The 22380-nt window shown below is 66.6% G+C and carries 25 protein-coding genes and 1 tRNA gene; 11 read left to right on the top strand and 15 right to left on the bottom strand.

Annotated features, from left to right (window positions below):
• Nucleotides 1–7: 7 nt before the first annotated feature.
• Both GTW51_RS14990 and GTW51_RS14985 read right to left on the bottom strand, forming a co-directional pair.
• A complete protein-coding gene (locus tag GTW51_RS14990) occupies nucleotides 8–967 on the bottom strand; it encodes a sensor domain-containing diguanylate cyclase (RefSeq protein WP_163044839.1) in 960 nt (319 codons plus the stop codon).
• 233 nt (nucleotides 968–1200) lie between these two features.
• Nucleotides 1201–1656, bottom strand: a complete 456-nt coding sequence (locus GTW51_RS14985; protein WP_425483258.1) for a YaiI/YqxD family protein — start codon at nucleotides 1654–1656, stop codon at nucleotides 1201–1203.
• A gap of 78 nt (nucleotides 1657–1734) precedes the next feature.
• Between GTW51_RS14985 and GTW51_RS14980 the strand changes: the two genes are divergently transcribed.
• Nucleotides 1735–2688 carry a DMT family transporter gene (locus GTW51_RS14980; protein WP_163044837.1) on the top strand — a complete coding sequence of 318 codons (954 nt, stop codon included), beginning with the start codon at nucleotides 1735–1737 and terminating at the stop codon, nucleotides 2686–2688.
• A 9-nt stretch (nucleotides 2689–2697) separates the two neighbouring features.
• Here the strand turns inward: GTW51_RS14980 and GTW51_RS14975 are convergent, their stop codons facing one another.
• Nucleotides 2698–3054, bottom strand: coding sequence for a helix-turn-helix domain-containing protein (locus GTW51_RS14975; protein ID WP_246233167.1), 357 nt, complete (start codon nucleotides 3052–3054; stop codon nucleotides 2698–2700).
• Between the two features lie 159 nt (nucleotides 3055–3213).
• Here GTW51_RS14975 and GTW51_RS14970 point away from each other — a divergent pair, with 159 nt between their 5' ends.
• Nucleotides 3214–5226, top strand: a complete 2013-nt coding sequence (locus GTW51_RS14970) for an acetyl-CoA carboxylase biotin carboxylase subunit (protein WP_163044835.1) — start codon at nucleotides 3214–3216, stop codon at nucleotides 5224–5226.
• Here GTW51_RS14970 and lipB read toward each other — a convergent pair.
• Nucleotides 5210–5980 carry a lipoyl(octanoyl) transferase LipB gene (gene lipB, locus GTW51_RS14965; protein ID WP_163044925.1) on the bottom strand — a complete coding sequence of 257 codons (771 nt, stop codon included), beginning with the start codon at nucleotides 5978–5980 and terminating at the stop codon, nucleotides 5210–5212. The two genes, GTW51_RS14970 and lipB, sit on opposite strands and share 17 nt — an antisense overlap.
• Nucleotides 5981–6145: 165 nt before the next feature.
• Between lipB and GTW51_RS14960 the strand changes: the two genes are divergently transcribed.
• Nucleotides 6146–6230, top strand: a tRNA-Leu gene (locus tag GTW51_RS14960).
• An 80-nt stretch (nucleotides 6231–6310) separates the two neighbouring features.
• On the opposite strand, the gene GTW51_RS14955 is transcribed toward GTW51_RS14960, so the two are convergent.
• The 9 genes from GTW51_RS14955 to GTW51_RS14915 form a co-directional block, all read right to left on the bottom strand.
• Complete coding sequence (locus GTW51_RS14955) at nucleotides 6311–7339, bottom strand: tyrosine-type recombinase/integrase (RefSeq protein WP_163044924.1); 1029 nt, start codon at nucleotides 7337–7339, stop codon at nucleotides 6311–6313.
• Between the two features lie 193 nt (nucleotides 7340–7532).
• Nucleotides 7533–7811, bottom strand: a complete 279-nt coding sequence (locus GTW51_RS14950) for a hypothetical protein (protein WP_163044834.1) — start codon at nucleotides 7809–7811, stop codon at nucleotides 7533–7535.
• A gap of 10 nt (nucleotides 7812–7821) precedes the next feature.
• Complete coding sequence (locus GTW51_RS14945; protein WP_163044833.1) at nucleotides 7822–8007, bottom strand: hypothetical protein; 186 nt, start codon at nucleotides 8005–8007, stop codon at nucleotides 7822–7824.
• Nucleotides 8004–8246 (bottom strand): hypothetical protein, encoded by a 243-nt coding sequence (locus GTW51_RS14940; protein WP_163044832.1) that lies wholly within the window; start codon nucleotides 8244–8246, stop codon nucleotides 8004–8006. The genes GTW51_RS14945 and GTW51_RS14940 overlap by 4 nt, the downstream gene beginning before the upstream one ends.
• Nucleotides 8243–8926: a hypothetical protein gene (locus tag GTW51_RS14935; protein WP_163044831.1), complete on the bottom strand. Its 684-nt coding sequence runs from the start codon at nucleotides 8924–8926 to the stop codon at nucleotides 8243–8245. Before GTW51_RS14935 ends, GTW51_RS14940 begins: the two co-directional genes overlap by 4 nt.
• Nucleotides 8923–9213: a hypothetical protein gene (locus tag GTW51_RS14930; RefSeq protein ID WP_163044830.1), complete on the bottom strand. Its 291-nt coding sequence runs from the start codon at nucleotides 9211–9213 to the stop codon at nucleotides 8923–8925. Before GTW51_RS14930 ends, GTW51_RS14935 begins: the two co-directional genes overlap by 4 nt.
• An 11-nt stretch (nucleotides 9214–9224) precedes the next feature.
• Complete coding sequence (locus tag GTW51_RS14925; protein WP_163044829.1) at nucleotides 9225–9377, bottom strand: hypothetical protein; 153 nt, start codon at nucleotides 9375–9377, stop codon at nucleotides 9225–9227.
• Nucleotides 9378–10099: 722 nt separating this feature from the next.
• Nucleotides 10100–10804 (bottom strand): S24 family peptidase, encoded by a 705-nt coding sequence (locus GTW51_RS14920; protein WP_163044828.1) that lies wholly within the window; start codon nucleotides 10802–10804, stop codon nucleotides 10100–10102.
• Nucleotides 10805–10811: 7 nt separating this feature from the next.
• Entirely contained in the window at nucleotides 10812–11024 is a 213-nt protein-coding gene (locus GTW51_RS14915; RefSeq protein ID WP_163044827.1) for a hypothetical protein, read from the bottom strand.
• Nucleotides 11025–11264: 240 nt separating this feature from the next.
• Between GTW51_RS14915 and GTW51_RS14910 the strand changes: the two genes are divergently transcribed.
• Nucleotides 11265–11867 carry a hypothetical protein gene (locus tag GTW51_RS14910; RefSeq protein ID WP_163044826.1) on the top strand — a complete coding sequence of 201 codons (603 nt, stop codon included), beginning with the start codon at nucleotides 11265–11267 and terminating at the stop codon, nucleotides 11865–11867.
• Between the two features lie 48 nt (nucleotides 11868–11915).
• Here the strand turns inward: GTW51_RS14910 and GTW51_RS14905 are convergent, their stop codons facing one another.
• Nucleotides 11916–12143, bottom strand: a complete 228-nt coding sequence (locus tag GTW51_RS14905; RefSeq protein WP_163044825.1) for a hypothetical protein — start codon at nucleotides 12141–12143, stop codon at nucleotides 11916–11918.
• 166 nt (nucleotides 12144–12309) lie between these two features.
• Here GTW51_RS14905 and GTW51_RS14900 point away from each other — a divergent pair, with 166 nt between their 5' ends.
• On the top strand, nucleotides 12310–13635 hold the full coding sequence (locus GTW51_RS14900) for a DUF7146 domain-containing protein (RefSeq protein ID WP_203566106.1): 1326 nt from the start codon (nucleotides 12310–12312) through the stop codon (nucleotides 13633–13635).
• Nucleotides 13635–15446 carry a DNA primase family protein gene (locus GTW51_RS14895; protein ID WP_163044824.1) on the top strand — a complete coding sequence of 604 codons (1812 nt, stop codon included), beginning with the start codon at nucleotides 13635–13637 and terminating at the stop codon, nucleotides 15444–15446. Before GTW51_RS14900 ends, GTW51_RS14895 begins: the two co-directional genes overlap by 1 nt.
• A 420-nt stretch (nucleotides 15447–15866) precedes the next feature.
• Here the strand turns inward: GTW51_RS14895 and GTW51_RS14890 are convergent, their stop codons facing one another.
• Nucleotides 15867–16418 (bottom strand): hypothetical protein, encoded by a 552-nt coding sequence (locus GTW51_RS14890; RefSeq protein ID WP_163044823.1) that lies wholly within the window; start codon nucleotides 16416–16418, stop codon nucleotides 15867–15869.
• Nucleotides 16419–16573: 155 nt separating this feature from the next.
• On the opposite strand from GTW51_RS14890, the gene GTW51_RS14885 reads away from it, so the two are divergent.
• From GTW51_RS14885 to GTW51_RS14865, 5 genes are all read left to right on the top strand, one after another.
• Nucleotides 16574–17416, top strand: a complete 843-nt coding sequence (locus tag GTW51_RS14885; RefSeq protein WP_163044822.1) for a hypothetical protein — start codon at nucleotides 16574–16576, stop codon at nucleotides 17414–17416.
• 94 nt (nucleotides 17417–17510) lie between these two features.
• Nucleotides 17511–18092 (top strand): hypothetical protein, encoded by a 582-nt coding sequence (locus GTW51_RS14880; protein WP_203566105.1) that lies wholly within the window; start codon nucleotides 17511–17513, stop codon nucleotides 18090–18092.
• Between the two features lie 228 nt (nucleotides 18093–18320).
• Nucleotides 18321–19724 carry a site-specific DNA-methyltransferase gene (locus GTW51_RS14875; protein ID WP_343034023.1) on the top strand — a complete coding sequence of 468 codons (1404 nt, stop codon included), beginning with the start codon at nucleotides 18321–18323 and terminating at the stop codon, nucleotides 19722–19724.
• Nucleotides 19725–19753: 29 nt separating this feature from the next.
• On the top strand, nucleotides 19754–20323 hold the full coding sequence (locus GTW51_RS14870; RefSeq protein WP_163044821.1) for a hypothetical protein: 570 nt from the start codon (nucleotides 19754–19756) through the stop codon (nucleotides 20321–20323).
• Nucleotides 20323–22032: a terminase gpA endonuclease subunit gene (locus GTW51_RS14865; protein WP_163044820.1), complete on the top strand. Its 1710-nt coding sequence runs from the start codon at nucleotides 20323–20325 to the stop codon at nucleotides 22030–22032. The genes GTW51_RS14870 and GTW51_RS14865 overlap by 1 nt, the downstream gene beginning before the upstream one ends.
• Nucleotides 22033–22380 lie beyond the last annotated feature (348 nt).

Here is a 22380-nt window from a genome sequence, read left to right as displayed (position 1 = left end):
GCGAAACTCAGGCCGCGGCCCGGCACTGCGCGACGATGAGATTGCGACCGCGCTGCTTGGCGGCATAGAGCGAGGCGTCGGCAGCCGCGATCAGATCGGCGGGCGTGTTCATCGCCAAGTCGCGACTGGCGGCCCCGATGCTGATCGTCACGCGATAATGCGGCGACGCATCGGGGTGAGGGATGGCGGCGCGGTCCGTCGCCTCCAGTATCCGGTGCGCGACCGAGAGCGCGGCGTCGATGCCAGCGTGTGGCAGGACGACGGCAAATTCCTCCCCGCCGTATCGGGCGACGAGGTCGATCTCGCTGCGGGTCTCACCGCCGATGATCCGCGCGATCCGCTTCAGGCAATCGTCGCCGCACTGGTGACCGAGACGGTCGTTGTAGATCTTGAAATGGTCGATATCGATCATCAGCAGCGACAGTGGCTGGCCGGACAGCGCGGACAAAGCCCATTCGCTTTCCACCCGCTCGTCGAAGGCCCGGCGGTTGGCGATGCCGGTCAGCCCGTCGAGGCTCGCCAGGAGCTCGAGCGCCAGTTGCGCTTCCTTCTGCGCCGTGATGTCACGGAGGGTCTCGACGACGGCGATGAGCGTCCCGTCGTCGGCGCAGATCGGCCCGGCATCGATCGCGAGATAGCGCCGGCCACCGCCGGAGGGGAACACGCACCAGTTCTCGGCGGATAGAGCGCCGGTCTGGCAATCAAGACTTCGGTCGATCTCGTAGAATTCCGCAACGCGCGACGGTGCGCCTTCTAGAACGAGGTCGGCCAGGCATCGGCGCTGCTGCTGGTAGAAACCGGTCCAGTGATGCCGTGTGCCAAGGACCGCTGATGAAGCTACGCCGGTCATGCGTTCGCAGGCGCGATTCCAGATGATGACCCGACCGGCGGCATCGAGCACGAAAGTGGGGACGACCAGATGCTCCATCAACTGCACGGCGAAGGTGTGGCTTTTCGCTTCGCGCATCATCTCATCCACCCATCCCGTTCCGTCTGTACCGTTGCATCGCCATTATTGGGACAGAGGTCTTAACGAATCCTCTTTCACTATAATGGCATTCACACAGTCTTGGACGATCTGAAGGATCGGCAGTTAAGTTGAATTCTCCGTTGGGTCATTTTCGGGCAGTTGCGTGCAGTGCGGGTAGCTGGTCATTGTACGGCAGGGAACGATAGGGCCTGGTCGCGCGGGCCGGCCCGTCAGGACGGTGATCTTGATCTTCGCAGGATCAGCTCGAGTGCCTGACGGAACCGCGATCGGTCGGCGGCGGTAAAGGAGGCATTGTAGCCTTTGCTCTCGCCGGTTTCGCGCAGATGCTGCTTGAAGGCCCGCATGGAAAGCGCTGAACCGATTGATTCGGTCGTGAATTCGCGTCCTGTCGGGCCGAGGGCGGCGGCGCCCGCTTCGAGGGCCCTGGCGGCGAGCGGAATGTCCGCGGTGATGACGACGTCGTCCGGCGCCGCGGCGTCCGCGATCCAGTCATCGGCAGCGTCTGGGCCTTCCGCGACGACCACGATGCGCGCATCCGGGTAGCGGGATGGACGCATCCCTCCGTTTGATACAAGGAAGGCCTCGGCCTCGTGGCGCAAGGCCACTTCGATGGCCTCGTCCTTCACCGGACAGGCGTCTGCATCGATGAGCACCTTGCGGGACATCAACTGAGTCTCCGCGCGGATGCTCGCCCGGAGATCTTCCCCGGTGACGAGGAGGAACACGACGTGGCATGAAGAGCCATGACAACACTTGCCAGAACCTTCGAGAATACCCCGGCCGAAGTGCTGCGTGGCATTGCCATCATGATCGCCGCGGCGGCGTTCATTCCGCTGCTCGACGCCTTCGGCAAGCTGCTCGTCACGACGTACCGCGTCTCGCCAGGCGAGGTCGCGCTGTTCCGGCTGGTTCTGCAGGCGGGATTGATCCTGCCGGTTCTGCTGGTCGCCGGCGGACGCACCGGCCTGGCTACCACGCATCTCGGGCTGAACCTCCTGCGGGGGGCGCTGCTCGCCTTTTCCGGTGTCGCATTCTTTGCGGCCCTCGAGTTCATGCCGCTGGCCGATGCGTCGGCGGTGTTCCTGATCCAGCCGATGATCGTCACGCTCCTGTCGGGAATGCTGCTGAGGGAGCCGGTTGGCTGGCGACGAATCGCGGCAGCCGCCGTCGGGTTTGTGGGTGCGCTCGTCATTGTCCGTCCCAGCTATGCGATATTCGGCGTGCCATCGTTGTTCCCGGTGGTCGCGGCGGTCTGTGCCGCCTTGTACATGATCGTCACTCGCAAGGTCTCACCCGGCGCCAGGCCGTTGACCATGCTATTCTACTCGGGCCTTGGAGGCAGCGTTGTTCTGTCCGCGGTGATGCTGGTGGCCCTGCCATTCGATGTCCCGGCGCTGCGTCTAGTCTGGCCGGCATCCGGCGAAGTTTGGCAGCTGCTGTTCCTCACCGGCTTCATCGGTGCGATCGGCCATCTGCTGTTCATCCTCGCCTACCGCCTGGCGCCCGCGTCGGTCCTGGCGCCTTTCGGCTATGTCGAGATCGTTTCGGCCGTGCTCCTCGGCTACCTGATCTTCGGGGAGATCCCGGACGGCCCCAAATGGTTCGGCATGGCGATCATCGTCGGCTCGGGCCTGTTCATCTATGCTCGCGAGAAGCGCGTCGCCCGCAACAGACCGCCGCCGCCCTTGGTGCACTGACCAAGCGCCTCAGCCTGGAGCCGCTTCACCCTTTTCGAGTCGCGCAATCTCGCGGTCGATGCTGTCACGGCGGGACCTGAGGGCGGCAAGGCGATCGGCATGATCGGGACCGGGCGCCGGATCCTCCTCGGGCGCGGCGCCATAGCCGCCGATCAGCCAGGCGGGGCTGACGCCGAGTATCCCGGCGAGGGTTATCAGCTTGTTGGCGCGCGGCTCGGCGCGGTCGCGCTCCCATCCCCGCATGGTCTCCGGCTTCACGCCGAGGCGCCCTGCCAGCTCGGCCGTGGCCATGCCGAGCGTCTCGCGGCTGCGCTGTATCCGGCCACCCAGCGTATCGTGGTCCTTGCGATCGGTGATGTTTTCCAATTCTTCCTCCCGGTCCGGCAGGCTGATCATCCATGCCCGTGGCTGCCAGCCGATACGGAGGCAGAACAGGTGTCGGGCGACCTTGCCGCCTCTGGCTTGCAGGAACTTGCTGCAAAGGTCAAAACCATCGCCCGCCTATGACCAGCCGGAGCGCCCGCGATGTTCAAGAAGATCCTGATCGGCAATCGTGGCGAGATCGCCTGCCGGGTCATCAGGACGGCGCGCGCGATGGGCGTGTCCACGGTCGCCGTCTACTCCGATGCCGACCGGCATGGCGTGCACGTCCGGATGGCCGACGAGGCCGTGCACATTGGCCCGGCACCCGCCGCGGAAAGCTATCTTGTGGCCGAGAAGCTTCTCGCCGCTTGCCAGGCGACCGGCGCCGAGGCGGTGCATCCGGGCTACGGCTTCCTGTCCGAGCGGGCCTCGTTTTGCGAGCTTCTGGAAGCGAACGGCATCGTCTTTATCGGCCCCAAGCCGCGGGCAATCCGCGCCATGGGCGACAAGATCGAATCGAAGCTGTTTGCGCAGAAGGCCGGCGTCAGCATCGTTCCCGGCCATCTGGGCGTCGTCGAGGATGCCGACACCGCCGTGCGGATCGCCGAAGAGATCGGCTACCCTGTGATGATCAAGGCCTCCGCCGGGGGCGGCGGCAAGGGCATGCGCATCGCCTGGAACGCGGGCGAGACGCGCGAGGGTTTCCAGTCTTCGGCGAACGAGGCACGGAGCGCCTTCGGCGACGACCGCATCTTCGTCGAGAAATTTATCGTCGATCCGCGTCACGTCGAGATCCAGGTCCTGGCCGACTCCCACGGCAACGCCATCCATCTCGGCGAGCGCGAATGTTCGATCCAGCGGCGAAACCAGAAAGTGGTGGAGGAGGCGCCGTCGCCGTTCCTCGACGCCGCAACGCGCGCGGCGATGGGCGCCCAGGCGGTCGCGTTGGCCAAGGCGGTCGACTACCAGAGCGCCGGCACGGTCGAGTTCATCGTCGACCGTGACCGCAACTTCTATTTCCTCGAGATGAACACGCGCCTGCAGGTCGAGCACCCCGTCACCGAACTCGTCACCGGCATCGATCTGGTCGAGGAAATGCTGCGGATCGCCGCCGGGGAGACGCTGCGTTACGCCCAGGACCACATTCGTCTCGATGGCTGGGCGGTGGAGAGCCGGATCTACGCCGAGGACCCGTTCCGCGGCTTCCTGCCGTCGATCGGCCGGCTGACCCGCTATCGGCCGCCGCAGGAAGGCAGCGCCGGGGAGATCACCATCCGCAACGACACCGGCGTGCGGGAAGGGTCGGAAATCTCGATGTATTACGACCCGATGATCGCCAAGCTCTGCACCCACGCCCTGGATCGTACGGCCGCTATCGATGCGATGGGCGCGGCGCTGTCGCAATTCGAGATCGAGGGCATCGAGCACAACATCCCGTTCCTCGCCGCCCTGATGCAGCATCCGCGCTGGCGCGAGGGACGGATCTCGACCGCCTTCATCGCCGAGGAATATCCGGATGGTTTCGAGCGGCCGGCGGCCTCGGCGGCGACGCGGCGTAAGGCGGCGCTGATCGCCGTTTCGATCGAGATCGCCCGTAAGGTCCGCCTCGACAGGCATATCGACCGGCTGCGGGAGCACTCCGGAACGGCGCGCCGCGAATGGGTCGCGAAGATCGACGACGACTACTTTCCCGTCGCGGTCGACGCCGAGGCGGGCGAGGGTGCCCGCTCGGTGTTCGAGATGAGCCTCGACGGCGCGACCAGCCGGTTGACCACCGACTATCGCCCCGGTGTCTCCCCGTGGTCAGGCACCATCGACGGTGTCGCCGTCACGGCGCAGGTCCGTTCCGCGCGGGAGGGAGTGCTGCTGTTCCTCGACGGTCTCTGGCTGCCCTGCCGCGCCATGACGCCCCGCATTGCCGAACTCGACAGGCTGATGCCGGTGAAGCTGCCGCCCGACACGTCGCGCCTGCTGCTCTGCCCGATGCCCGGACTGGTCGTGTCGATCGCCGTTTCGGAGGGTCAGGCGGTCAAGGCCGGCGAGACGTTGGCGGTGGTGGAGGCGATGAAGATGGAGAACATCCTCAGGGCCGAGCGCGATCTCACCGTGGCGAGCCTCAAGGCCAAGCCGGGAGACAGCCTGGCGGTCGATGCGGTGATCATGGAGTTTGCGTGACCGGCTGACGCGCGTCGACGGTTGGGCCGAAGACGCGCACGAAGTTCTGGCGCAGCAGCATGTCGACCTCCGGCATCGTCACCGGAATGCCGAGATCGGCAAGGCTGGTGACGCCACTGCCACGGATCCCGCACGGCACGATGCCGGCGAAATGGTCGAGATCCGGATCGACGTTCAGCGAGATGCCGTGAAACGTCACCCAGCGGCGCACGCGGATGCCGATGGCGGCGATCTTGTCCTCGGCGACGACGCCCTCGATGCCACTGGGGCGCTCTGGCCGGCATACCCAGACGCCGACGCGGTCCTCGCGCCGCTCGCCGACGACCTGGAATTCGCCGAGCGTGGCGATGATCCATGCCTCCAGCGCCGCCACGAAGGCGCGCACGTCCTGCCGGCGGCGGGTGAGGTCCAGCATCACATAGGCCACCCGCTGGCCGGGCCCGTGATAGGTGTATTCGCCGCCGCGACCCGTCGCGAAGACCGGCAGCCCGCCGGCGTCGACGAGATCGGTATCCTGGGCGCTGGTGCCGGCCGTATAGAGCGGCGGGTGTTCGAGAAGCAGCACCGCCTCCGGCGCCGTTCCGGCGGCGATCGCCTTTGCCCGCTCCTCCATCGCAGCCACGGCATCGGGATAGGGCGTCAGGCCCTCCAGAATCAGCCACTCGACCGGCGGTGAACCCGCGCCGGCGGTGAATCGCTCGGCGACAGTGGCGAGTCGGGCCGTCGCACCATCTTTGTCATTCAAGGCATCCATGCGGTTCATGTAGCGATCCCCAAGCACCGGGAAAAGCGGCATTTCCTGCCGGTGGAGCGCGTCCAGCCGAATTCGCCGCACCATAAGGCGAAAGACCTTGTGCCTCCCGGTAAGTCTTGTTACATGCCCGCCACCGACGGCCTCGCGGCTTTCGGTACACGGCGTGCGGTCGTGGCGGAATTGGTAGACGCGCAGCGTTGAGGTCGCTGTGGGGCAACCCGTGGAAGTTCGAGTCTTCTCGACCGCACCACCTTATTTATAAGGCATTGAAGGGAAAGCAGTTTTTCCCCTCAACCCCGCACCTGCTACCAGGGTGCGGGGATAGAGTGTTCACCCGGCGTTCCGATCGAGTTTGCTGATGGCGCCTTTCGCCAGTCGGCGCCGGTCGGCGGCGCGGGTGTAGAGCGAAGCCATCGCGCCTCCCTGCCAGCCAAAAATCGCCTCCAGTTCTGCAACCGTAGCGCCAGCGTTCGCCGCGCGCGTGGCGCCGATCTTGCGGACGCCATGGGCCGACTTCTGGACCTTCGCCGAACGGCAGGCCTCGCGGAAATCGTTGCCGAAGGTTTCCTTGGTCAAAGGCTGGCCGCGCTCGCCGCAGATATAGGCGAGATCTCCGCAAGGCCCTGCGGCGAGCGTCACGGCGAGGACCGGGAGAATCGGGATCGTTACCTCCACCGTGTAGCGGCTCTTTTCGGTCTTCAGCGTGATCACGCCGTCGCTGACGTGCTGGCGTCCGGAGCGCACGGCGTCGCCGCGGCGAAGACCCGTGTAGAGCAGGACGTCCAGCCAGACACGCTGGCGCGTGCCGATCGGCCATCGGGCCTCGTAGCGGTCGACGTCGTCCTCGGTCCAAACCGGAAAGCCGTCGGTCTTCGGTCGTGCCGGGTTCTTCACCCCGGCGGTCGGGTCGACCGCGACGTGTCCCGCCTCGAGGGACCAGCGGAACAGGCCGCGCATGGCGTCCAGGAAGTTGCGCGCCTGGGCGGGCGTGGCGGCGCGCTTCTCCCGACCGGCGACGATGACGGCCTTCGTCATCGCCTGGTAGGGCTGCTTACCGACATTGGCGATCACGCCCTTGAAAATGTTCTCTCGCTGGCGCCGTGTGGCAGCCGAGAGCGTAAGCCAGCCGCCCGTCTCGCGGTATCGGGCAATCAGCCATTCCAGCGAAGCAGCGGAGACGGTAGCGCTTTTCGGCTGCAGCTCGTCGTTCACGGCGGCAGTGTAGGCGGCGGTGAAGTCGGACGATCCGTATTCGCCCTTGATGCGGATCCGCGGTCCATTCCCCTTGCGCACATACCAGACGACCGTGCCGTGGCGGGTCGTCTCTCGCAGCAGGTAGGGCGGGCGCTTGCGCGGCATGGCCGACACTATGGCACCAAATCGCTCGGCCACTCAATCCGCGGCTCCGCGACGATTCCGAGCGGCCGTGCCGTCAGGTGCACGACCAACGTCCCGTCGGGGCGGACCTCCACGTCGGAGGCGCCGGCCTGTTTCGCCGCGCGAATCGTCCGTGCCACATCGGCCTGCGTCAGGACCGCGCCACGTCTGGGCATCAGCTGGAACCTTCCTTCTTCAGCGCGGACCGTCCGGCGCGGTTGATCTTCAGCCGCGGGTAGTGGCCGGCATGATCGATGCGGGCGAGGCCCTGATCTTTCAGCACCAGGCCGGTGCCGGTGTCGACGTGGTCGGCGATGCCCCTGAAGCCGCCGGTGGTCCGCGCCAAGCCGAGCGGCCGTGCGCGGTGGAGCGCCTGCAGTGCCCGGCGGATGGCCGGATCGAGTGGCGCCAGTGCGGCGGGTCGGCCGTGTGGTTGGTGGTCAAGCCGGGTCATCGTGGCGGCGTCAATCCGGGGTGCCGACTTCGGTCAGCGTCGGGTCGGGCTTCGCTGGCAGGTCGTGGGGCAGCACCTGCGCCATCTCCATCGGCATGCCGGCCTTGCGGGCGGCCTCGTCGAGCCAGTCCAGGATAGCCTGCGGCTCGGTGTCGGCGCGCTCGCATTTCAGGACGGCGGTCACGAGCATCTTCATTGCTTCCGCCTGTTCTGTTCGAGGAAGGATTTGACGGCGGCGCGGTCCAGCGGCGCCTGACCGGGGCTGGTGAGCAGCTGCTGGTGCAGTTCGACGTCGAGGATCCGGATGCCGTCGACGCCCGCCCGCCGCCACTCGATCGCCACAGCGCTGCAGACGGAGTCGACGAATGCGCCGAGATCCGGGAAGGCGGGACTGAAGCTGTCGCAGACCGCGATCTGGGCGAGGCGGGTGGTCACGCCGCGTCTCCTTCGCGGACGCGACCGGGGCGGGCGGCCGGGCTGGGGCAGAGGCGGTCTAGTGTGAGGATGAAGCGCTCGGCGCTCGTGCCGGGCGCCCATGGCTTGATCCGGCGACGGCGTAGCTTCAGCGTCTTTGCCTGCTCTACGGATTCTACCCAGCGGCGCGGCGGCGGAAGCATCAGGTCGCGGCGCTCGGTCTTCAGCGCGCGGACATCGAAGAGCTTGACGATGGCCCGCCCGCGATCATCGATTGGCGGCAGGCCGGCGGCGCGATGGATTGCCCTGTCGAGCCGCTCCTCGATCCGCCGCCGTAGGGTCCGCCAGCGGGCAATCTGCGCCTCAACGATCATGTCGGGGACGCGCGCTTCTGCGGCGACGCTGGCGAACTCGGCCTCGATCGCGGCCTTGGCCGGGGTCGGCGTGTCGCCGAGATACGCCTCGTGCGCGTCGTGCAGCAGGCACCAGGCGGCGAGCGTCGGGTCGCCGGTTTCGTCTTCGCAGTCCTCTGCCATTAGCACCGAGTGCTGCGCGACGGAGAACGGCGTCGCGGTCTGCCCGGCATAGCGATTGATCTGCGCCAGGGCGTGGGCAATCTCGCTGTAGAGATGCTCCGGCTCGACGACGGGCGTGGCGAAGTCGAGCGCCCGGCCGGTGACGGTCTGGCACCAAGCGGTCATTTCTCTGCCCTGCCCATAAGTGGCAAGCCGCTGGCGGGGACCCCGGCGGTGCGAACGCCGGCCAGCTGGCGCGCGGCGTCGCCGTGCTGCTGCAAGTCGTAGGGCGTCCAGCCGAGGCCGATGAGGTCTGCGTCCGTACAGTTGCCGTCGAGGCCTCCGGCTATGTCAATCATGTCGGCTGCCATCGTCTCGAAGGGGGATTCGGTCCTGCCGCAAAGCAGGTTGCCCGCGCGAAGGTGGTCGCGCGCTGTGATTTCCTGCGGCGTCATGGGGCGTGTCTGGATCATGGGGAGGGTCCTCAATTGAGGTTGGCCGCCAGCCAGCCAAGACCGAGGCCAAGGGCGACGGCGGCAAGCGTGGCGATCAAAAGCACGGGGATGGCGACGAAGAGGTCGACGTAGCGCCGCGGCGGCGCGGCGTCGAAGGGACCGGACGTGAAGCACTCCGGCAATCGATCGGGGGGCGTGTGGCCGGCACAGACCAGTCAACGCCGAGCAGGCCGGTGGCGATTTTGTCGGCGCCCGCCTCGGAAAAGACGTCGGCCGCCGCCCAGGAAGGAGGAGGAGCGACGACCGATGATCCGTCAGCCTTGGGAGGAAAGCCGACGGATAAGCCGCCACGCCCGGGAGAAGGCGGCGTGGCGGATGCGATGCGCCGATGCGCAATCGGGGAAAGGGCTGCGGACCGCATAAAAGCTCCCAACGGGGTTCGATGAGAGCGAAGGCTAAGTCGGATAAATCCGACTGTCAATCGGAAAAGTCGGGTTAATCCACGGGCGCCGGCGCGAGGCGGAAAAGCTAGCCAGGGTCAAAATACGACTCGACTCCTACGCGCCAGTGAGGAATCTATCCGTGAACGAAAAGAGAACAAATGCGGGAGCGGCGTGGCGTTGAGCGCTCGGCGAAGTGACGAACGACTGTGGAGCCGGGCGCTAGCCTGTTCGGAAACCTGGGGCGACCGGCTGCTGATCGAGTTGTCATCGGTCCAGGTGCGGTGCGACGACTGCGGGCACTCGCGAGTGCTCGGGCCCTCAAATCTTCGCGACGCGGGCGGTCTCGGCGTTCACACCTACCGCGACCTCGCTGCAAAAATCAGGTGTGGGAAATGCCCTCGTCAGCCACTGAACGATCGGAACCTGACGCTCCGGCCGGCCTGGCGCTGTGAGGCTACTGCCTAGACAGGAGCGTGGAAGACGATCTTGTGGACGGAAAAGACGCGGCTGGTCTCGAAGGTGAGGTCCTCCGTCTCACCGTCGTCGGGATTATGCTGCTTCAAGCGCAGCATCTTCGAACTCTGCGACACGAACTCCTTGATATAGGTGTGGGGAGCCTCGTCGCTTGCTTCTTCGAAGATCTGTACGACGACATCATCTCCTGCGCGGACCGGCTCGTGAGGGTTGATCCAGACGGCCTCGCCGGCTTTGAACCTGGGCTCCATCGAGGTGCCGTAGACCTTCACGGCATATGCGCCTTCGACACCCAGAAGGTTTGGGGGGCGGAACAGCCGCCCGACCTCGGATCCGTTGAGAACGAAGCGTCCGTTCGGCCCCGTTACCGACTGACCCAGGAGCGGAACGGTCTCGCCTTGAGGAAATCGCTCATAGCGCGGTGGAAAGCTGGCATTCGGAATGGGGGCGGGAGCGGGGTGGAGCCGAGTTTCGTCGCCTGGCTCGTTCTGAGCAGACCATACCCACTCTAACGTAGCGTCCAGCCCCCTTGCCAGGCGCTCAACGTTGGGGCCGCGAACCGACTTTTTCCTGCCGCTCAGAATGTCGTGGATGAAGGTCCGCTCGAGCCCACCGCGTCTGGTGGCCTCGGCAGGGGTGCGACCAAGCTCGCGAAGCCTCTGCTCCACATTGGCTTTCAAAGGATACTCCATGTCGGATTTATCCGACAAATTGCGCAACCATGCTACTCGGAATTATATCGGGAAAATCCGTTTGATCAATCGGAAAAATCCGACTATCATTTCGGGCTATGGAAAACGAACTTCGCTCCCATTTGGCCGCCTGTTTCGCCGCCTTCAGTGCTGCCTCGTCATTGTCAGCATCCACGATCGCCCGCGCCGCCGCAGGCGATTGGCGGTTCTTCGAGCGCATCCAGACGCACTCCTTCACCGCTCGGAAATATGATGATGTCTTGAGCTGGTTCTCGACGAACTGGCCCGAGGGCGCGGTCTGGCCACAAGGTGTGCCCCGACCCTCGGAAGAGCCTCAGACCGAGGCGGAGAGAGTTGGCGGGTGTGCGCTTGCTCATGATGGCGAAACTGCGGCAACCAGGTTCAGCGGTCATGCAATAAATGCGCGCCACGCCGGTGCCGCGCTGCGGAGCGCAGCCAAATGAGCGCCGCCGACCCGAACTTCATCGCCTTCGCTCAGATCCATTTGCAAGCCGATCCGCTCGGCGCCTTCTGCGTCGCCGATGCCTTCGCCACCTATGCTGCCTTCACCCGGCGGCGTGACGCCGTAATGCTGTCGCGCGCGAATTTCGGCGCGCTGCTGACGGCGATGGCTCGGAGCGTCGGCGGTGGTCGCGAGGGCGACCGGATCTCAGCACTGTCGCTGATGGCGCCGGTTGCCGCGCCGGCCTGCGAGGCGGTGCGTACAGCGCCGTCGGTGCCGCCGATGCCGAGCGCCCAGCGGCTGCGCGTGCCGATCCTTCCGCCCCTTCGACGGGCACACGTCTCTCAGGATGAGGCGCTGCCCGTCCTTCGACAGGGCGGCGATGCCGTCGACCGGTTCCTGGCGACGCGGCTTGCCGAGCGGCCTGGCTATGTCGTGGCGGTGGAAACTTTGCGCAAGCTGGTGCGGTCGGAAGGCCTGCGCTTCGCCGAGGTCGTCGAGCGCGCGAAGGCGCGCTGCCACCAGGTACGCAAGAACGCCTGGGGACCGGACTTCCTGACCGATGCCCAGCTGATCGATGCGAGGGAGGCAGCGGAGTGAAAGCTAACGAGCGTCGAACCGGGGAACGTGAAACGGCACAGGCATCCGCTACGAGGGCAGTTCCCGCTGGTTGCGGAAATAGTCGTGCAGCTCGTCCTCACTCAGATCGAGCATATAGGTCACGTCGGCCGCCGAGAAGCCGGCTTCGAAGGCGAGGCGGATCGCGTCACACCGCGGCGTCCCCAGCACGTTCGGCACGGCGTAATCCCTTCGGTGACGAAGGTCATTATGTGTCTGGCTTTGCGTGGAATGAACCGTCTGCAGATGCGCTGACATGTCGAACTCCTGTTTCAGAGCCGCCCGAGCGAACGCAACACTTCTCGACATGGCGGGGAGAGGAAGCGCTGTTCGTCTTCATCTATCGCTATGGCGGTCATCGTCTACCTCGAATGCGGTTTAGGCGTGTTCGCTGCAATGCGAAGCGCTCAGGCGGGGACGTACGATGAGCGCACAGCGGATCTCGAGCGCCGCCGACCTGTTCATCGAAGAGGCCCGCGCCGTGTCGATCGCCGAGGCGGCCGAGCGGCTGGGGGTGGCAGGGCTGAAGCCATCGGGGACCGGCGAGAGCGTCGGACCCTGCCCGACCTGCGGCGGCACCGATCGGTTCTCCATCAACACGACTAAGAACGCCTGGAACTGCCGCGGCTCGGTCAACGGCGGCGGACGCGACGCGATCAGCCTCGCGGCGCATCTCGGCGGCCACGCCGTCAAGGGCCGTGACGGCTTTCTCGCCGCCTGCGCCGACGTTCTCGGCCGTCAGGTGCCGGACGGCGAGCCGGAGACGGAGGGAGCGCGGGCGGCGCGCGAGGCGAGGCTGGCTCAAGTTCGCGCCGTATCGGCGGCGAAGGCGGCGCGGCAGCAGAGCGAGGCCGGCGCCTATCGCGACCGCGAGCGGGCAAAGGCGCGGGGCAAATGGGGTGCGAGCGCGGAACTCGCGGCGGCAGCCGGGACGATGGTGCGGCGCTATCTGGCGCTGCGTCTCGGTGGCCACGCTCTGCCAGCACTGCCGTTTCTCCGCGCACTCGGCGCCGAGCCCTATTGGCAGGGCGACGACGAAGCCGGGCGCAGTGTCGCGATTCACGAGGGGCCGGCAATGGTCGCGCCTTTCGTCGATCCGCAGGGCGCCGTCATGGGCTGCCATCTGACCTGGATTGATCTCGCCGCACCGAAAGCGCGGCCATTGCTGCGGCAGGGCGCCGAGCCGTTGGCGACCAAGAAGATGCGCGGGTCGAAGATGGGCGGGCTGATCCCGCTCGTCGGCTGGTCGTTTGCCCCGCCCTTAAGCGGCAAGCCGCTGGCGGGGGCCTCGGGCGACCGGATCGTGCCGGAGCCGGGCCGAACGCGCCTGGTGATCGGCGAGGGGATCGAGAACACGCTGGCCGTCGGCATTGCGGAGGGCTTCCGCCGCGACACGCTCTACGCGGCTGCCGGCGACCTCGGCAATCTCGCCGGCCCCGCCGATCCAAAGTGCAACTTCGCGCATCCGTCGCTGACCCGGCCTGACGTGAATGGCAAGCTACGGGCACTGCGCGTGCAGGGGCCGGTGCCGAAGCCGGGGCAGGGTCCGGGCGACGCGGTGCAGGTGCCGGGCCAGGTCGACGAACTGCTGCTGATCGCCGATGGAGATTCCGAGCCCTTTGCCACCGGCGCGGCGATGCTCCGCGCGAAGGCGCGGCTCGAGACGGCCCATCGCGTTGTCGCAATCGCCTGGCCGCCGGCGGGCGCCGACTTCGCGGATCTGCTGACCCGAAGAAGCGAGGCAGCTTGATGGCGCCGAGGGGGGATAATTCCGGCCTCGAGGCCGTGCGGGCGATCCTTGCCGCGGCAACCGCTCAGGCATCGTCGGCGGGCCTCGATGCGCCACCGGCAGAGCCCGAAGCCCGCGAACCCGTTGCTGCCGGCACGGTCGTCGTCAACGGTCGCGAGTTGCCGCAGGCCGGCGATCCGGAGACGGTCGAGGATTTGGTCACCGCCGCCAGCGCGCACCTGCACCAGTCGGACACCGACAATGCGATGCGGCTGATCATGCATTTCGGCCGTGACCTGCGCGTGATGGCGCAGGAGAAGGCCAAGGCGCCGCTGTTCGTCGTCTGGACCGGCACGCACTGGGACACCGCTAACGGGCGGCCTCGAGCGGAGCGGCTCGCGCAGCGGCTTGGCGACCGCATCCTCGGCGAGCTGCAGTTCCTCTCGCCGTCGAAGAAACAGGCGGCCGTCCTGGAGGCGGCCGTGGCGGTTCGTGAGAAAGCCACCGACGAACTGTCGCCCTCGGACAAGCGCATCCTCAAGAATGCCGAGGCGATCGAGAAGGGCGTCGCTGGCGCGCGTAAGACGCGGCGTGACTTCGCCATATCGTCGAAGAACAAGAGCCGCATCGACAACATGCTGTCGGGCGCGGCGCCGCACGTCCTGACCGATCCCGACGAATTCAACGCCGACCCGCTGAAGGTAGCTGTGAAAGGCGCGACGCTTACCTTCTCGGTGGTGACCGAGCGCGAGGTGAACCCTGCGGCCGAGCGCGACGACGCGCCGGCGGAGACGCCCAGCCATATCGACGTGCGGCGGTCGAAGCTGACCGTCACCAAGGGGCATCGGCGCGAGGACCTGATCAGCGAGCTGGTTCCCGTCGCCTACGGCAGGCTGGCGCGCTGTCCGAAATGGACGGCGTTCCTCGAGGAATACCTGCCGAACGCGGAGGTGCGCCGCATGGTGCAGGTGGCCTTCGGGCTCGGCCTGCTCGGCGTCACCGTACAGAAGCTATTCTTCCACTACGGCTCGGGCGCCAACGGCAAGTCCGTCTGCATGGAAGTGATCTGCCGAGTGCTCGGCGAGGCGGCTGTGACACTGCCCTCGACCTCGTTCTTCGGCGGGCCCGGCCAGTCCGGCGGCGCGACGCCGGACGTCGCGCGGCTGCACGGGCGGCGCCTGCTGCGCGTCAAGGAACTGCCGCAGGGCGAGGATCTGCGCGAAGACCTGGTGAAGGAGCTGACCGGCGGCGAGGCGATCACGGTGCGCGACCTCTTCGCCGGCTACTTCGACTTCCAGCCGATCTTCACCGGCCACATGTCCGGCAACAACTATCCGAAGATCACCGGCACCGACAACGGCATCTGGCGGCGCATGGCCGTCGTGCTGTGGCCGAAGACCATCCCGATCGAGAAGCAGCGGGACTTCGAGGAGGTGGTTTCGGATTTCGAGCCCGAGCACCCCGGCATCCTCAACTGGCTGATCGAGGGCGCGCTGATCTATCTGCGCGAGGGCCTACACGTGCCCGACGCTGTGACTGCCGAGACGCAGAAATACCGCGACGAGATGGACCCGACGGCGGGCTTCGTCGCCCGCTGCGTCCGGCCCAAGCCGGACGACGAGGTGCTGGCTCGGGCCTTCTACCAGGCCTACTCGGCCTGGGCGGAGAGCGCCGCCGTCAAACCGATATCGGAGACCGCCTTCGGACGGATCATGGCCAAGAAGTTCGAGCGGCGGGACGACCGCGTTCGCCGCTATGTCGGCATCACGCTGATCGACGTGCCGGCGCGCGAGGTCGGCAGCGACTACCCATCCGGGTATGGCGGCGGATAGCGCGCCGTGACCCACCACATCAGCCGAAACGGTCAAGCCATTGAACCAGTTTAGGTTTCCTGTTCGTTTCGCTGGCCATCGCTCGACCTTAGCACGCCCGAACGCGCGAGGGTCTGCGATGGCTAGAGAGGGTCGCGAGCGTTCACAAAAGGGGTTCGGGGGCCTGCCCAGCAAGGAACTGCGATGGTCTGCGATGGTTTTCCGGCCCCTATGACACACGACGGGGTGAGGGGGGATGGCGGCTTCATGTCTATAGGAACAGCCATAACCCTCGCCAATCACCACAACATGCTGAAAGCGCTGATGAACAACCCTCTCTCAAACTATCGGAAACCCTCTCTCAAACCCTCGTAACCCTCGCAAGAGAAAGGAACTGGAATGAAACGGATCAGGATAGACGCGCTGCTGGCAACTCGAGGGCTACGGCGGATAAGCGAACCAGCTAGCATCCTGCGGGCTGTCTTGAACGAGCCGCAGATCCGACAGCGCGGCCATGATCTCCGTCTCGAGCTTGTGAATTTCTTCGAGGGAGATCCACCGGCGCTGGTCCAAGCTGTCGAACTCCGAGAGATACTGGTCCATGACAATCTCGGCGTATTCGATCGTGGCGCGGACACGGGCAAGGGCGCTTTCCGTTTCTTCGACAAGGTCAGGATCGGCGCGGCCAATCGCGAGCGCCGTCTCTGCGGCCTTCAGCACTCGCACCGCCATTCTCCGGCATGCGGCAGCTTCCTCCTTAACCGAGGTCGCCAGGCTCTCGACGTCTTCGGCCGTCGCCGGCGGCTGAAATCTGCCGGAGAGGATCGTTGCTCCGGCTGCCGTAGCGGTTCTGCTGGCGAGGGCTGCCGATGCCGTCCTTCTAGGCCGAGCTGGCGCCGTCTTCGCGGGCTCTGCCGGATCCCTGACTTTGCGGAAAAACCACATGACGGCAAAGACTGCAGCAAGCGCGGTCAGCCCAACCCACCATTCCATATCGAACTCTCCACTGCTGTGGCTCTGAGTCGACAACACCCTGCCGCTTGCTTCGATCCATCGGTGCTCCGCGCTGCACCCTATTCCAGGAAGCTCGGGAAGGGCCTGATTAGGGCCGCAAGCAAGAAATCTGGAACGAGTGAAGGCGGAAGACGATGAAACGGATCGGAATCGAGGCGCTGCTGGCATGGGCCTATCGGCAGGAACTTCCGAAGGCGGGGTCTGGCACGGTGCGCGGCCATGCCGGGCCGGGTGCCGGCATCGGCGGCTGGGACATGGTGGCGGACTATGGCGAGCTGCTGGCGCTGATCGACACGTCGAACGCCTGGGGCTGCGTGCCGGACTTCGGGATCGAGGACTATCCGCACGAGGACGCGGTGACGGTCGGCCAGGCGGTGGCGGCGCTGGCTGATGCCAGCTTCGAGCCGGCGCCGGACTACGACGTGCTCGCCGACCTGGTGCTCGAGGATGGCAGCCTTCTGACCGTCGAGGAGCGGGACGACTGCCACGTCCGCGGGCTGGCGATCGCCCGGATCAACGAAGGGCGGATGCCTGCGACGGTGGTGCGGATGGCGATGCTGGGTGCGGCGCCGGGGTGGACGAACTGGCCGGTAGCGCGCAAGCGGGTGAGTGGTGCGAACGGCCGCGACGTTTGGGTGCGGCTGGTGACGCGGGCGGGGCCGGACGGCGAAGCGGTGACGGTGGAGATGGACGGCTACGATCGCCAGCGGCAGCGCCCCTATCCCGGCGCCGTCCTGAAGACACGACTGACGCCCGATCCAGTGCAGCTCGTGGTCGATCGGGTGGAGTACCAGGCTTGGGTGCTGGCGCTGGGCGCGCTCGTCGCCGATCTCGACGGGAAGCTGACGGCGCACGCGCTCGACGGGCTGGATTGCGCCCTGTGGCCCTGGGAGGGCGAGGCAGCGCGAGTCGCGCCGCGGGTGCTTCTTGCGGGAAAAGCGCAGGACGCGCGAACGCGAGGCTCCTGTGCCGCTTGACATGCGGGCGGAATTTGGTGCATCCCTTGAACACTGTAAAAGTTCAAACGCCTCGGCCCACCAGCCGGGGCGTTTTGCGTTTCGGGGGTGCCGCATGGCCCTGGTGATCCGCTGGACCGATGCCACCGGCCTTCGCCGTCTCGGCGAGGCGATGCGCGGTTTGTCGCCGAAGGCCTTCAATGTCGGCGCGAGCCGGGCGTTGAACCATTCGGGCAAGATCGCCCGCACCCAAGTGCGACGCGCTCTCACCAAGCAGACCGGCCTGAAGCGCGATGTCATCGTGCGGGCGGTGAAGGCCTCGGCCTCCAGCCCGTCGGTGCTGCGCTACCGGATGGAAGGCGCCGGCGGCGACATCGCGCTGAAGTACTTCGCCCCCCGCGAGATCCGCCGGGGTGTCTCGGCGGCGCCGTTCGGCAAGCGCGAGGTATTCGCCGGCACGTTCCTGAAGGGCGGGCGGTTCCCGGGCCGCAAGGCCATCGGCAAGTTCGGCGGCAACGTCATGAAGCGGCTCGGCTCAGGCCGGTACCCGGTCGAGGCGCAGCAGTCGGGCGTGGTCATTCCCGCCGAAATGGTGAGAGGCCAGACTGCCGATGCGTTCACCTCGACGATCGGCCAGCGTCTGCCGTCGCGTCTCGATCGCGAGATCCGTCGGATGACCAAGGGCGTGATGAGCTGAGGCCTCGCCTCCGCCGCCGCCGCGACTGTGGCGACGCTGAGACAGTTTCGAGGGGTGTGGCGACGGGGAGACACCCCTAGACCCCCACCCCCCGGTTAGGGACCGTGCCCCGGGATGGCCAGGGGGTCGGCGCGCTGAGCCCCCGAAAAGCCACCAGTTTTTGGCCCTGAAAACAAGGTTGACCCGGTTGACCCGGTTGACCTTCTGGAGTTGACCGCCTTGTCGAATGTGACCGCTGAAAATTCGGGCGAAACGGAAGCCGTAGAGGCGTTTCGCGCCGGGCTCTGTCTGCTCGAGCAGCTGGTCCCGTACGAGCGGAACGCCCGCAAGCACTCGGCCGCCCAGGTCGAGAAGATCGTCGCCTCGATCCGCGAGTTCGGGTTCACCAATCCGCTGCTGGTCGACGTCGCTGCAGGGAACGGCATCGTCGCGGGCCATGGCCGCCGCATGGCGGTCAAGAAGCTCCTGGCGAAGGGCGAGACCATCCGCACGCCTGGCGGCCGTGCACTGCCGAAGGGCATGGTGCCGTTCATCGACTGCAGCGGCTGGTCGGACGCGCAGCGGCGCGCCTACATCATCGCCGACAATCGGCTTGCCGAGGACGCCACCTGGGACGAGGAATTGCTCGCCTCGGAGCTGGCCTCGCTCGCCAAGGATGGCGGCCTCGACATGGCGCTGACCGGTTTCGACATGGGCGAGCTGGACAAGATCCTCGGCCGCCTGCAGCGCGGCGGTGCGGCCGACGGCGAGGACGATGTTCCCGAGGTGCCGGTGGTGCCGATCTCGCGCCCCGGCGATCTGTGGCTGATGGGGCCCCACCGTCTGATCTGCGGTGACTCGACGTCGGCGGCGTCCGTCTCTCGCCTGCTGAACGGCGTCGTGCCGTTGCTGATGGTCACCGACCCGCCCTACGGCGTGAAGTACGATCCGAAGTGGCACACCGAGGCCGGCTATGGCTCGAAGGGCCAGGCGAACGGCGTGGTACAGAACGACGACCGTGCCGACTGGCGCGAGGCCTGGGCGCTGTTTCCTGGCGACGTCGCCTATATCTGGCACGGCGCGCTGCATGCTGGCGTGGTGCAGGCCAGTCTCGAGGCTTCGGGCTTCGCGGTCCGCTCGCAGATCATCTGGGTGAAGCAGCGCCCGGTGTTCTCGCGCGGCCACTACCATTGGCAGCATGAGCCGGCCTTTTATGCCGAGCGCACCGGCGAGGGCGATGCCGGTGCCGAGATCGTGCACGACCATGAGCTGGGCGCCTACGTCGTGCGCGTCGGGCGCACCGGCCATTGGAACGGCGACCGCCGGCAGTCGACGGTCTGGCAGATCGACCACATGAAAAACGACACCGGCCACGGCACCCAAAAGCCGGTCGAGTGCATGCGGCGGCCGATCCTGAACAATTCCTCGCCGGGGCAGGTGGTCTATGACCCGTTCCTCGGCTCCGGCACCACGCTGATCGCCGCCGAGACCGAGGGGCGGGCCTGTTACGGCTCCGAGCTGTGGCCGGCCTATGCCGACGTCATCGTCCGGCGCTGGCAGGAGTTCACCGGTCTCGAGGCGACGCTGGACGGCGACGGCCGCACCTTCGCCGCGATCGTGGCCGAGCGCACCGCCGCCGCCGAGGCGGCCTGAAGGGCTGAGCCATGGCGGCGGATGGTCTGATGAGCCAGGTCGAATACGCGGCGCACCGCAACGTGTCGAAACAGGCAATCGGCAAGATGATCAAGTCGGGCAAGATCCCGACGACGGTCCGCGGGGGGCGCAAGATGATCGACGCGGCCGAGGCGGACTTCGCGCTCGGCGAGAACCGGATGCGGGTCAACTCCGACGACGAGGATCCGCGCGACGCCTTCGGTGCTGGGTATGCGCCGGGGATGGGGCCGGGGTCTGGCGGCGGCAACGCGGCGGCCTCGAGCGCGTCGTCGGGGCTCACCAAGGCGCGCACCGCCAGCGAGGTCTACCGGGCCAAGATCGCCGAGCTGGAATTCAACGAGCGCGTCGGGCAGCTGATCCGGGTCGACGATGCGCGCAGGGCCATGGAGCGTTGCGCCGAGATGCTGGTCCGCGGGCTCGACCAGTTGCCGACCCATGCCGACGATCTGGCGACGGCGTTCTCGAGGAACGGCGTCGCCGGGCTTCGCGAGGCACTCAAGGGCGTTTCCCGCGATCTGCGGCAGACGCTTTCCGACAACATGCGGCTCACGGCCGCCGACGATGAGGGAGACGACTAATGGCGAAACATCCGCGCGCGCTCGCTCTGATCGCCGGCATCTTCGCCGGCATGCTGGCGCCGGTGGCGCCGATGACGCCATCGGCCTGGGCCAAGGAGCACCTGGTCGTGCCGGACGGGCCGCGCGCCGGCTCGCGCTGGGATCTGTCGCTGACGCCCTACGTGCCGGAGATCATCGACGCGCTCGGACCGGATTCGCCCCACAACATGGTGGCGGTCCGCAAGTCGGTGCAGACCGGCATCTCGGTGGCCGGCATCGCCCTGGTCGGTTCCTATATCGACCGTGCGCCCTGCCGCATCGGCTATGCCGTCCCGCGCGCCGACGATCTCGCCGAGTTCAACCGGGAAAAGCTCGGGCCCGTCATCGAGCAGACCAAGCCGCTGAAGGCCAAGGTCCGGTCGCAGATCGGGCGCTCGGGGCAGGGCTCGACGCAGTCGTCGAAGCGCTTCCCCGGCGGCTCGCTGGCGCTGCTGAACGCGGGCGCCGCAGCGGATTTGCGGTCCAAGACGCTGAAGGTCGGCATCGCCGACGAGGTCGACGAGTGGGAGTTCGACCTGGACGGCCAGGGCGACGCGCTCGACCTCTATCTCGGCCGCTTCACCGCCTTCCATGCCACAGCCGACTGGCGCTTCCTGGCGCTGTCGACACCGACGCTCGCCAAGACGTCGCGCATCAACGATCTGTTCGAGAAGGGCGACCAGCGCTTCTGGCACATCGCGTGCCCGGGGTGCTCGACCGAGATCATCCTCACCTATGAGCATCTGAAGCACGACGTTCGCCCCCCCTACCGCGCCTTCTATGCCGCGCCCTGCTGCGGTCGCCCGATCGAGCACCATGAGAAGGCGTCGCTGGTCCGCGCCGGTCGCTTCATCGCGACCAATCCGGACGGGCTCTATCCGTCCTTCCATGTCGACGCGCTGATCTCGCAGCTCACCACCTGGGATATGGTCGCGGCCAAGGCCGTTGCGGCCCAGGGCGACGAGCGCAAGGAGAAGACGTTCTACAATCTGTGGCTCGGGCTGCCCTACGAGATGCGCGGCAACGCGCCCGAGTGGGAGCGGTTGATGGAGCGCCGCGAGGCGGGCCTGAAGCGCGGCGTGGTGCCCGGCGAGGGCCTGATCTTCGTCGCCGGCGACGACGTCCAGCACAACGGCATCGTCGTCGAGGCGGTGGCCTTCTCCGAGGATCGCCAGAGCTGGTCGATCGACGCCGAGTTCCTTGACGGGACAACGGACGATCCGAAGGCCGGCGCCTGGCTGAAGCTCGAGGAATTCCGCTCGCGGACGTTCCGCGACGTATTCGGCCAGGATCGTCGGATCGAGGCGCTGGCGGTCGACGCCGGCGACGGCGGCCGCACCACCCAAGTGCTCGAATGGTGCCGTCAGCACGCCGGCGCCTTCGCCATTCGCGGCGTGCATGGCCGCGGCGTGCCGGCGATCGGTCTGCCGGCCAAGAAGTCCGTCACCCGCGGCGGCAAGCGCCAGCGCTATGGCTCGACGATGGCCTGGCCTGTCGGCACCTGGGGGCTGAAGTCTGACAATGTCACCGAGGCGTTTCCTCGCTTCTTCGGTATAGGGTTCGAGCCGGACGAACTCGTCAGCATAAGCGCTATTCGAAACGTATTCGGAGATTTCCTTCCGGTGATTCCCGCAGGAAATGAGCGAAGGAAGGGATCTTGGCGGCTTCAAAGACAAATCGATTATGATTGACGCGGTGCGTCGGCGCGACCGTCAGAGCTAGATCCTATATATGAGACAGTTCTGGCTGCGCCCGGCCCTCGTGGATAGGCATCCACATGCACTGTTCGTCCGCGTCGATCTCTGCACGCACCCGTGGCCATAGAGCCTATTTTCCGTTGGCAATTACGAATGCGTCCCCCGAGGGACCATCTCTGCGTGCGGCCCAATACCAGTCGTTCATGTACACCCTCCTGAATGGTCCGGACGAGGTAACTAGCATTGCTCGTCGACAGCAAGCGGGCCACGGTCCCACCCGGTCTATCCAATGAGCATGTAGGGTACCCCACGGGGGCCTCGGTTAAACTCTGGCATGAGAGG

The sequence above is a fragment of the Aurantimonas aggregata genome, from assembly GCF_010500835.1.
Lineage (GTDB): Bacteria > Pseudomonadota > Alphaproteobacteria > Rhizobiales > Rhizobiaceae > Aurantimonas > Aurantimonas aggregata.
Note: the sequence above shows the minus strand (reverse complement) of the source record. Positions and strands in the feature narration are given on the sequence as shown.

Excerpts from the sequence above, each read along its gene's own strand:
- GTW51_RS14990 (WP_163044839.1), bottom strand. The coding sequence starts at position 967 with ATGCGCGAAGCGAAAAGCCACACCTTCGCCGTGCAGTTGATGGAGCAT.
- GTW51_RS14985 (WP_425483258.1), bottom strand. The coding sequence starts at position 1,656 with ATGTCCCGCAAGGTGCTCATCGATGCAGACGCCTGTCCGGTGAAGGAC.
- GTW51_RS14980 (WP_163044837.1), top strand. The coding sequence starts at position 1,735 with ATGACAACACTTGCCAGAACCTTCGAGAATACCCCGGCCGAAGTGCTG.
- GTW51_RS14970 (WP_163044835.1), top strand. The coding sequence starts at position 3,214 with ATGTTCAAGAAGATCCTGATCGGCAATCGTGGCGAGATCGCCTGCCGG.
- lipB (WP_163044925.1), bottom strand. The coding sequence starts at position 5,980 with ATGGATGCCTTGAATGACAAAGATGGTGCGACGGCCCGACTCGCCACT.
- GTW51_RS14955 (WP_163044924.1), bottom strand. The coding sequence starts at position 7,339 with ATGCCGCGCAAGCGCCCGCCCTACCTGCTGCGAGAGACGACCCGCCAC.
- GTW51_RS14950 (WP_163044834.1), bottom strand. The coding sequence starts at position 7,811 with ATGACCCGGCTTGACCACCAACCACACGGCCGACCCGCCGCACTGGCG.
- GTW51_RS14945 (WP_163044833.1), bottom strand. The coding sequence starts at position 8,007 with ATGAAGATGCTCGTGACCGCCGTCCTGAAATGCGAGCGCGCCGACACC.
- GTW51_RS14935 (WP_163044831.1), bottom strand. The coding sequence starts at position 8,926 with ATGACCGCTTGGTGCCAGACCGTCACCGGCCGGGCGCTCGACTTCGCC.
- GTW51_RS14930 (WP_163044830.1), bottom strand. The coding sequence starts at position 9,213 with ATGATCCAGACACGCCCCATGACGCCGCAGGAAATCACAGCGCGCGAC.
- GTW51_RS14920 (WP_163044828.1), bottom strand. The coding sequence starts at position 10,804 with ATGGAGTATCCTTTGAAAGCCAATGTGGAGCAGAGGCTTCGCGAGCTT.
- GTW51_RS14915 (WP_163044827.1), bottom strand. The coding sequence starts at position 11,024 with ATGCGCTCGAAGAACCGCCAATCGCCTGCGGCGGCGCGGGCGATCGTG.
- GTW51_RS14910 (WP_163044826.1), top strand. The coding sequence starts at position 11,265 with ATGAGCGCCGCCGACCCGAACTTCATCGCCTTCGCTCAGATCCATTTG.
- GTW51_RS14905 (WP_163044825.1), bottom strand. The coding sequence starts at position 12,143 with ATGTCAGCGCATCTGCAGACGGTTCATTCCACGCAAAGCCAGACACAT.
- GTW51_RS14900 (WP_203566106.1), top strand. The coding sequence starts at position 12,310 with ATGAGCGCACAGCGGATCTCGAGCGCCGCCGACCTGTTCATCGAAGAG.
- GTW51_RS14895 (WP_163044824.1), top strand. The coding sequence starts at position 13,635 with ATGGCGCCGAGGGGGGATAATTCCGGCCTCGAGGCCGTGCGGGCGATC.
- GTW51_RS14890 (WP_163044823.1), bottom strand. The coding sequence starts at position 16,418 with ATGGAATGGTGGGTTGGGCTGACCGCGCTTGCTGCAGTCTTTGCCGTC.
- GTW51_RS14885 (WP_163044822.1), top strand. The coding sequence starts at position 16,574 with ATGAAACGGATCGGAATCGAGGCGCTGCTGGCATGGGCCTATCGGCAG.
- GTW51_RS14880 (WP_203566105.1), top strand. The coding sequence starts at position 17,511 with ATGGCCCTGGTGATCCGCTGGACCGATGCCACCGGCCTTCGCCGTCTC.
- GTW51_RS14870 (WP_163044821.1), top strand. The coding sequence starts at position 19,754 with ATGAGCCAGGTCGAATACGCGGCGCACCGCAACGTGTCGAAACAGGCA.
- GTW51_RS14865 (WP_163044820.1), top strand. The coding sequence starts at position 20,323 with ATGGCGAAACATCCGCGCGCGCTCGCTCTGATCGCCGGCATCTTCGCC.